This window comes from Sphingopyxis sp. (genome assembly GCF_036402335.1).
In the GTDB taxonomy this organism is placed as follows: domain Bacteria; phylum Pseudomonadota; class Alphaproteobacteria; order Sphingomonadales; family Sphingomonadaceae; genus Sphingopyxis.
The window spans coordinates 1-8665 of the sequence record NZ_DASWTD010000406.1 but is presented as its reverse complement, the minus strand read 5'-3'; the positions used below and the strand labels follow the sequence as shown (position 1 = coordinate 8665).

The following is an 8665-nucleotide window of genomic DNA, read 5'->3' as shown; positions in this document are numbered from 1 at the left end:
AGCTTTGCGCGGCGCTCAACCAGGCCAACCGGTCCTATGATTTGCTCTACATGCCCAATGGCACGCACTTCTATCTCGCAGAGCCCTACTTTCTGCGGCGGCAATGGGACTATTTCGTCGAGCATCTGATGCGCCAAACCCCGCCGCGCGATTACAGCATCGGAAAAGGCGGCATGAGCGCATTCGCGTGACCGGTCGCGGCCCTGCGACCAAGACCCCGGGAGTTTGATGATGTTCGACGTCGACGATATCCGCCAGCTTTCCGACCGTGCGATTTTCGGCCGGAAACGCATGGCTTCGGGCAAGGAGGGAGTCGCGGTTTCCTCGCACCCCATCGTGACGCGCGTCGCCACCGCGATCTTGCGCGACGGCGGCAATGCAGTGGACGCAATCCTTGCCGCCTCGCTGGCGCAAACGGTGGTCGAGCCGCACATGACCACCGCCTTCGGCATGCTCAGCATGATGCACTACGACGCCGCGACGGGGGCTACCCGATATCTCAACGGTTCGATGAACGCGCCGCTCGCCGGGCTTGGCGGAATAACCGGCGCGGACCTCGCGACGGGACGCGGGGTTGCGGTCCCGGGCTTCTGGGCGGCTTGGGAAGCCGCGCGCGAGCGCCATGCGACGAAATCGCGCGAGGAACTCGCCGCTCCGGCTATCGAGCTCGCGCGAACGGGTATTCCGATCTATCCCTTTCTCTATGGCATGATGTTCGAGCAGGCGGGCAAGATCGGCCTCAGCGAGGAGGGACGCGAGATTTATTTTCGCGACAATGCGCTGCGCGGCCCCGGCGAGATCGTCGTCAACCACCGGCTCGCCGATACGCTCGAGAAGATGGCAACCGGCGGGGTCGATTATTTCTACCGGTCGCGCTTTACCGAAAAGGTCGTCGAAACCGTTCGCGCCGCTGGCGGCGTGCTGACGATGGAGGATTTCGACCGCTTCGCCCCGCGCTGGATGGAGCCCGCCTGGGGAAGCTATCGCGGGCACAGGATCGCCGGTTCGCCGCCGCCCGACAATGGCGGCACCCACATCATAGAAATCCTCAATCTGATCGAGCAGATTCCGGTCGCTGAATGGGGCATGCCCACCGACAGCGCGGATAGCCTGTACTGGCTGTCGCGCTTCTGCCTCGAGGTTCCGCTCGACGGGGCCGCACAAGGCGACCCCAACAGCTGGCCGACGCCGCTTGAGACCATCCTGTCGAAGGATTATGCGGCGATGCGCTTCGAGCTCATGAAGATGCGCGACCCCGTGCCGGTCGATCCGGCGCGTTCCCCTTACCCCGGCTCGAACCATCTGACGGTGGTCGATCGCGACGGCAATGTCGCGACGGTTCTCCATTCGGTCATGTCGCTGCCGTGGATGAACGGACTGATGGTCGACGGCATGAGCCTGTGGTCCGGCGCCGCTCACTTCGCGCGCAACATGCCGAAACCCGGCGACCGCGCAACCTGTTACGTTGCACCGCACATCATCTTCGGTTCGAACGGCAAGCCCGTGCTTGCGGCCGGATCGCCGAGCGTGGCGTTAATCCAGAATTGTGTGACCAACGCGCTGAACATCCTCGATTTCGGTATGGATATCGAGACATCGGTGCACCGGCCGCGGATCGGCGGGCCGATCTATGGCGGAAGCACGGCGAACAGCGTCGCGATCGAGCTCGATTGCGGGACGCCCGCGATACACGCAGCGGCCGCGGCGCGGGGACTGCGGTTCGAATTGACGAGCCCGTGGAGCTTTCATGCCGGCAGCTACGAGGGCGTTCATATTTCGCCCGGCGGCGTCGCCAGTGCCTGCGCCGACCCGCGTCGTTCCGGAGCAGCGGAGGCGGTATGAGCAAGCAGTTCAAACCGCTGGTCATAGTCACCGGCGCCGCCCGGGGAATCGGTCTCGCCTGCGCATCGCGCTTCCTCGATGATGGATATCAGGTCGCGATGTGCGATATCGATGTCGCGAAGGTTGAAGCGGAAGCCGCCCGGCTCGACGCAAGCGGTGCGGATTTACGGGGCTACGGGCTCGACGTATCAAGCGCGCAAGACGTCGAAAGATGCCTCGCGGACATCTTCGAATGGGGCGGACCTGCCCATGCGCTCATCAACGTTGCCGGCATCGTCCACAAGGCTCCGTTCCTCGAATTGGCGGAGGCTGATTTCGATCGCGTGCTCGGCGTCAATCTCAAGTCCGTCTTTCTCATGAGTCAGCCGGTCGCCCGCGAGATGGTCGCTTATGGCATCCGGGGTTCGATCATCAATATGAGTTCGATCAACGCGGTGGTCGCGATCGGCGATCAACTCGCCTATGCGGTGTCGAAAGGCGGGATAAACCAGATGACGCGCGCGATGGCGCTGGCGCTCGCCGAGTCCGGCATTCGCGTGAACGCGATCGGTCCCGGGACCATCGCCACCGATCTGGCTCAGAACACGCTTCTGCGCGATACCGACGCGCTGCGTGCCGTGCTCTCCCGAACGCCGCTCGGCCGCGTCGGCGACGTCGAGGAAATTGCCGGCATCGCCGCGTTCCTGGCCAGCAAGGATTCCTCCTATATGACCGGCCAGATTCTCTACGCCGATGGCGGCCGCCTTGTCCTCAACCACACCGTTCCGGTGCGTGGCTGACATGCAGCGTTACTCGCTCTTCTCGCTTGTTCGCCAGGGACTGCGCAATCACTCGGGATGGCGCGAGCAGTGGCGCGCCGCGGCGCCCAAATCGCATTATGACGCCATTGTCATCGGCGGCGGCGGCCATGGCCTCGGCGCTGCTTTCTATCTCGCTCGCGACTACGGCCTCACCAACATTGCCGTGCTGGAAAAGGGCTGGATCGGCGGCGGAAACACCGGCCGCAACACGACGATTATCCGCTCGAACTACCTCTTCGACGAGAGCTCCTCGCTCTATGATCATGCGGTCAAGAAGTGGGACACGCTGAGCAAGGAACTGAACTACAATGTCATGTATTCACGGCGCGGCGTGATGATGCTGGCTCACACGGTCCATGACGAGCAGGTGTTCCGGCGTCACATCCACGCCAATCGCTTGAACGGTGTCGACAACGAGTGGCTGACGGCGGAACAGGCAAAGGCCTATTGCCCGCCGCTCAACATCGATCCCGGCATGCGCTACCCGATAATCGGCGCCGCGCTGCAACGCCGCGGCGGCACCGCTCGCCATGATGCCGTGGCCTGGGGGTACGCCCGGGCTGCCGACGCGAGGGGCGTCGACATCATCGAGAATTGCGAAGTGACGGGGATCGACCGCGACCGTTCGGGGCGGGTGATCGGGGTCCAGACGTCCCGCGGCCCGATCCGGGCGGCGAAGGTCGGCGTGTCCGCGGCCGGCAACAGCAGCGTCGTGATGGGCATGGCAGGCCTGCGGTTGCCGCTCGAGAGCTTTCCGTTGCAGGCGCTGGTGTCGGAGCCTGTGAAGCCGGTCCTGCCCTGCGTGGTCATGTCGAACACGATCCACGCCTATATCAGCCAGTCCGACAAGGGTGAACTGGTGATCGGCGCGGGCACCGACGTATATACGAGCTACACCCAGCGCGGGGGGCTTCACGTCGCGCAGCATACGCTGGAGGCGATTTGCGAGATCTTCCCGCAATTCCGCAGAATGCGGATGTTGCGTAACTGGGGCGGGATCGTCGACGTCACGCCCGACCGCTCGCCGATCATCGGCATGACACCGGTCGAGGGCCTGTTCCTGAACTGCGGCTGGGGGACAGGAGGGTTCAAGGCGACGCCGGGCGCCGCGCACCTGCTGGCGCATACGATGGCGACCGATGCGCCTCACGCGCTCAATGCACCGTTCACGATCGAACGCTTCCGCGACGGCTATATGATCGACGAAGCGGCCGCGGCCGCGGTGGCGCACTGAGACCGGCCATGCTTCTCATCCCCTGCCCCTATTGCGGCGACCGCCCCGAAATCGAATTCAGCTACGGAGGGCAAGCGCACATTGCCCGGCCGCCGGTGCCTGCGGCGCTCGACGATGAGCAATGGGGTTCGTTTCTCTATGGCCGCGACAATATTCGCGGCCCTCATCGCGAGCGCTGGCGCCATTCGCATGGTTGCGCACGCTTCTTCAACATCCTCCGCGACACGCGCACCGACCTGATTCTGGCAAGCTATCGCGTGGACGACCCTCTGCCGGAGACCGGTGCGTCATGACCCAGAAATACCGTCTGGCCGGGCACGGCCTCGTCGATCGCGGCCGTCCGCTGCGCTTCCGTTTCGACGAGCGCATTTACGAAGGCTTTGCGGGCGACACGCTCGCCTCCGCGCTGCTCGCCAATGATGTTCACCTCGTGGGGCGTTCGTTCAAATATCACCGGCCGCGCGGGATATTGGGAGCCTGGGCCGACGAACCGAACGCCCTGGTCACGATCGTTCGCGGTCGGGGGCAGGTCACACCCAATCTCCCGGCGACGCAGGTCGAACTGGTCGACGGGCTCGTCGCGTACAGCCAGAACCGCAATCCGAGCCTCGAGCACGATCGCTGGAGCATCAACGATCGTCTGAGCCGCTTCCTGCCCGCCGGCTTCTATTACAAGACCTTCATGTGGCCGCGCCGCGCCTGGGACGCGGTCTACGAACCGCGCATTCGCGCCGTGGCCGGGCTCGGCGTGGCGCCCGACGCACCCGACCCCGACCGCTACGCGCAGCGTTACGCGCACTGCGAGGTGCTTGTCGTCGGCGCGGGTCCGGCCGGGCTCGCGGCCGCATCGGCGGCGGCGGCCGGAGGCGGGCGCGTGATCCTCTGCGACGATCGTCCGCGCATGGGTGGATCGCTTCTCGCTGCGAGCGACGCCGTCATAGATGGCGGGGACGCCCGCGACTGGGCGACCGGAACGCTCGCGAGGCTCGCCGCGCTTCCCAATGTCCGGTTACTCCCGCGCACGACGGCGTTCGGCTATTATCCCCACAATATGATCGGCCTCGCGGAGCGCCTCGGCGACCATGTCGAGGATGGCGCCGCTCCTGTCCGCGAGCGGCTCTGGCAGGTTCGGGCGGCACGCGTCATACTGGCGACCGGCGCGATCGAGCGCCCCCTCGTCTTTCCCGACAATGATCGTCCCGGAATCATGCTCGCCGACGCGGCGCGCATCTATCTCCAGCTCTACGGCGTCGCCGTCGGCGCCCGCCCGGTGGTGGTGACCGCGCATGACGCCGGATACCGCGTCGCGCGGGAACTGACGAGCGCCGGACTGGCCACGGTGCTGATCGACGTACGGCCTGGCGCAGCCGTTTCGGGCGCGCCCTTCCGGATCATCCGCGACGCCCGCATCGAGGGAACGCGGGGCCGGTTGCGTGTGAACGCGATAGATATCGTCGCCGGCGGTCGCCGCGAACGCCTTGCCTGCGACGCCGTCCTGATGTGCGGCGGCTTCACGCCGGCCATTCACCTCGCTTCGCAATCACGGGGCCAAATGGCGTGGAACGAAGACGTCCAGGCCTATGTGCCGTCGGGCTCGGTCGAGGACGAACGAACGGTCGGCGCCGCAAGCGGACGCCTCGAACTGGCAGACGCGTTGAAAGACGGCTGGTGGGCGGGAATAGACGCCGCCAAGACGAGCGGCGGCAAAATCGTGGCAGCCCCGCTGCCGCCGCGGGCAGACGTGCGCCAGTCGATCGGCAAGGGCGGCGTCATCGGTGCGCTCCCGCACGGCAGGAACCCCTTGCGCGTCAAGGCCTTCGTGGATTGGCAGAACGACGTGACGGCGCGGGACCTCGCCCTTGCGACCCGCGAGGGATTCCGCTCGATCGAGCACGTCAAGCGCTACACGACCACCGGCATGGCGACCGATCAGGGCAAGCTGTCGAATATCAACTCGCTCGGGATCGTCGCCGCCAGCACCGGGCGAGCGGTCGAAGCCGTCGGCTTCACCACCTTCCGGCCGCCCTATACCCCGGTCACCTTCGGCACGCTGGCGGGGAGCGCGCGCGGCGAACTTTTCGATCCCGTGCGGCGCACCCCGATCCATGGCTGGGCCGAAGCGAAAGGCGCGGTCTTCGAAGATGTCGGGCAATGGAAGCGCGCCCGCTACTTTCCGCGTGCTGGAGAGACGATGCGCCAAGCGGTCGACCGCGAGTGCCTGGCGGTCCGGAGCGCGGCCGGCATTTTCGACGCCTCGACGCTCGGCAAGATCGAGGTCGTCGGAACCGATGCGGCCGAGTTCCTCGAGCGTTTTTACGTCAACGCCTGGAAAAAACTCGGCGCCGGACGATGCCGCTACGGCGTGCTGCTGCGCGAAGACGGCTTCATCCTCGACGATGGCGTCATCGCCCGGCTTGCGAGCGATCGCTTCCATGTCACAACGACAACCGGCGGAGCGGCGCGGGTCCTCGGCCTCATGGAGGATTATCTCCAGACCGAATGGCCCGATCTTGACGTCTGGCTGACCTCGACAACCGAGCAATGGTCGGTGATCGCCATTCAGGGCCCGCTCGCTCGCGAGCTGCTGGCGCCGTTGGTCGAGCAGCTCGACATCTCGGCTGCCGCCTTTCCCCATATGAGCGTTGGCGACGCCGAAATCTGCGGCGTACCGACCCGGCTGATGCGGGTCAGCTTCACCGGCGAACTCGGCTTCGAGATCAACATCCCCTCGGGTCGGGCGCGTCAGGTCTGGGAGGCGATCTGGGCTCGTGGTCAGACGCTCGGCCTCACCGCTTATGGCACCGAGGCGATGCACATATTGCGCGCCGAGAAGGGCTATATCATCGTCGGACAGGAAACCGACGGTACGGTCACTCCGCAAGACGTCGGGCTTGGCTGGGCCATCGGCAAGACGAAGCCCGATTATGTCGGCAAACGCTCTCTTGAACGGCCTGCGCTCCTGGCAAAGGGCCGGAAGCAACTTGTCGGCCTCTTCACGACCGATCCGTCGATCGTGCTTGAAGAGGGCGCACAGCTCATGGCGCCGGTCGGGGGGCCGTCGCTGGGCCATGTAACATCGTCCTACTATAGCGCGTCGCTCGGCCGCTCGATCGCGCTCGCGATGATCAAGGACGGCCGGGCCATCGAGGACCAGCCGCTCATGGTGCCGATGCCGGATGGCAACATCGTGGTGAAGGTGACCGGGACCGTTTTCGTCGATCCCGAAGGGCGCCGTCTCAATGACTAACCGAAACAACCAGCGCGGCCCGGTCCTGCATTCAGATACGCTGTCGCGCCACATCTTGCGCTGCCGCGAGGGGGCCATCGAGAAAGCCTCGGCGATCCTCAAGCTTTCGCTCCCGCGCACAACCTGCCGCTCGGCATCGGGCGACGGGCTCGATGCGCTATGGCTGGGACCCGACGAATGGCTGGTTCTGGCGACCGGAACAGCGGCATCGACCATGTCTGAGGCCGGCAAGCGGTTGTCCGATCTCGGCGGGGCCTTTGTCGATGTCAGTCACCGGCAGGTCGCGATCACGCTGGACAGCCCGGAGGCGGAAACATGGTTGGCGAGCGGTTGCCCGCTGGACTTGGCGATCAGCACCTTTCCAATCGGCACCTGTGCGCGGACCCTGTTCCACAAGGCCGAAATCATCGTGTGGCGGACCGGCCCCGAGAGTTTTCATCTCGAGGTCTGGCGCTCCTTCGCGCCTTATGTCGAGGCCCTGTTGTTGGAGGCGGTTCAAGAAGCGCCGACGGGAAGCAGGGCCTGACGATGCTGACGATCCATCATTTGGGGATCTCGCAGTCGGACCGTATCATCTGGCTTTGCGAGGAATTGGGGATCGACTATGTCCTTCAGAAATATGATCGCGATCCGGCAACCGGGGCAGCGCCCGCCGCCTACAAGGCTCTGACGCCCTTCGGTACGGCGCCCGTCATCGCGCATGACGCCCTGGTTCTCGGCGAGTCCGGCGCGATCATCGAATATATCATCCACCGCCTGGGTGGCGGCCGTCTTGCCCTGACACCGTCGGACGCGGCCTATCCGGACTATCTGTTCTGGCTGCATTTCGCCAATTCCTCGCTGATGTCGGCGCTTATGGTCGAGATGATCATCCCCGCAATCGAGCCTGCGAACCCCGATATCGCCGAGGCCTTGCGCGGTCGCGGCAATCGCGCCTTCGGCCTCGTCGAGCAGCGCTTGTCGGATGCGCCCTATTTTGCGGGGAATGAATTTACCGCAGCCGACATCATCATGGCGTTCCCGTTGACCACGATGCGGCTGTTCGTGCCACGCGAAATCGCCGCCTATCCGAAGCTGAAGGCCTATCTGGCGAAGATAGTCGAGCGCCCCGCTTTCAAGCGCGCGCTCGCGGTCGGCGATCCGGGACTCAAGCCCGCGATCGACTGAGCCGATCACGATCGCGCGCGAAGTTTCGCGGGCAATCCTTAAAGTTCAGCGCTCACCGCACGCCAAGCGGCGCGGCGGCCGGCCCTACAGCCGGTTCTTGATGATCTCGCCGTCGCGAATGATGAGGTCGAGGCGCTCGCCATTTTGCGACAGCAAGCCGATGTCCTTGAGCGGATCGCCATCGACGACGATGAGATCGGCGAACGCGTCGGGCTTTACGCAGCCCAGTCGCCCTTCGTGCATCAGGATTTCCGCGCCCATCGACGTCGCTTGTCGAAGGATTTCGATCGGCTCGAACACTTCGCGCCGCAGGGTGAATTCGCGGCATTGCTGATCATAGAGTTCGCCGAGCAAATCGGTGCCGAGACCAAGCTT

The 8665-nt window shown here is 64.9% G+C and carries 9 protein-coding genes; 8 read left to right on the top strand and 1 reads right to left on the bottom strand.

Annotated features, from left to right (window positions below; all coding sequences use genetic code 11):
• The 8 genes from VGD20_RS13100 to VGD20_RS13065 form a co-directional block, all read left to right on the top strand.
• The coding region (locus tag VGD20_RS13100; protein WP_331134871.1) for a hypothetical protein at positions 1 to 191 on the top strand (191 nt) is incomplete at its 5' end.
• A 37-nt stretch (positions 192 to 228) separates the two neighbouring features.
• Complete coding sequence (locus VGD20_RS13095; RefSeq protein WP_331134870.1) at positions 229 to 1842, top strand: gamma-glutamyltransferase; 1614 nt, start codon at positions 229 to 231, stop codon at positions 1840 to 1842.
• A complete protein-coding gene (locus VGD20_RS13090; RefSeq protein ID WP_331134869.1) occupies positions 1839 to 2621 on the top strand; it encodes an SDR family NAD(P)-dependent oxidoreductase in 783 nt (260 codons plus the stop codon). Before VGD20_RS13095 ends, VGD20_RS13090 begins: the two co-directional genes overlap by 4 nt.
• Before the next feature lies 1 nt (position 2622).
• Entirely contained in the window at positions 2623 to 3876 is a 1254-nt protein-coding gene (locus VGD20_RS13085; RefSeq protein ID WP_331134872.1) for a sarcosine oxidase subunit beta family protein, read from the top strand.
• Positions 3877 to 3884: 8 nt separating this feature from the next.
• Entirely contained in the window at positions 3885 to 4169 is a 285-nt protein-coding gene (locus tag VGD20_RS13080) for a sarcosine oxidase subunit delta (protein ID WP_325031107.1), read from the top strand.
• Entirely contained in the window at positions 4166 to 7123 is a 2958-nt protein-coding gene (locus VGD20_RS13075) for a sarcosine oxidase subunit alpha family protein (protein WP_331134868.1), read from the top strand. Before VGD20_RS13080 ends, VGD20_RS13075 begins: the two co-directional genes overlap by 4 nt.
• Positions 7116 to 7649 (top strand): sarcosine oxidase subunit gamma, encoded by a 534-nt coding sequence (locus VGD20_RS13070; RefSeq protein WP_331134867.1) that lies wholly within the window; start codon positions 7116 to 7118, stop codon positions 7647 to 7649. The genes VGD20_RS13075 and VGD20_RS13070 overlap by 8 nt, the downstream gene beginning before the upstream one ends.
• 2 nt (positions 7650 to 7651) lie before the next feature.
• A complete protein-coding gene (locus tag VGD20_RS13065; protein WP_331134866.1) occupies positions 7652 to 8290 on the top strand; it encodes a glutathione S-transferase in 639 nt (212 codons plus the stop codon).
• A gap of 84 nt (positions 8291 to 8374) precedes the next feature.
• Here the strand turns inward: VGD20_RS13065 and VGD20_RS13060 are convergent.
• A partial coding sequence (locus VGD20_RS13060) for an amidohydrolase family protein (protein ID WP_331134865.1) occupies positions 8375 to 8665 on the bottom strand: 291 nt, incomplete at its 5' end.

Coding starts and splice junctions, on each gene's coding strand:
- VGD20_RS13065 (WP_331134866.1), top strand. CDS start 7,652: ATGCTGACGATCCATCATTTGGGGATCTCGCAGTCGGACCGTATCATC.
- VGD20_RS13075 (WP_331134868.1), top strand. CDS start 4,166: ATGACCCAGAAATACCGTCTGGCCGGGCACGGCCTCGTCGATCGCGGC.
- VGD20_RS13095 (WP_331134870.1), top strand. CDS start 229: ATGATGTTCGACGTCGACGATATCCGCCAGCTTTCCGACCGTGCGATT.
- VGD20_RS13070 (WP_331134867.1), top strand. CDS start 7,116: ATGACTAACCGAAACAACCAGCGCGGCCCGGTCCTGCATTCAGATACG.
- VGD20_RS13080 (WP_325031107.1), top strand. CDS start 3,885: ATGCTTCTCATCCCCTGCCCCTATTGCGGCGACCGCCCCGAAATCGAA.
- VGD20_RS13085 (WP_331134872.1), top strand. CDS start 2,623: ATGCAGCGTTACTCGCTCTTCTCGCTTGTTCGCCAGGGACTGCGCAAT.
- VGD20_RS13090 (WP_331134869.1), top strand. CDS start 1,839: ATGAGCAAGCAGTTCAAACCGCTGGTCATAGTCACCGGCGCCGCCCGG.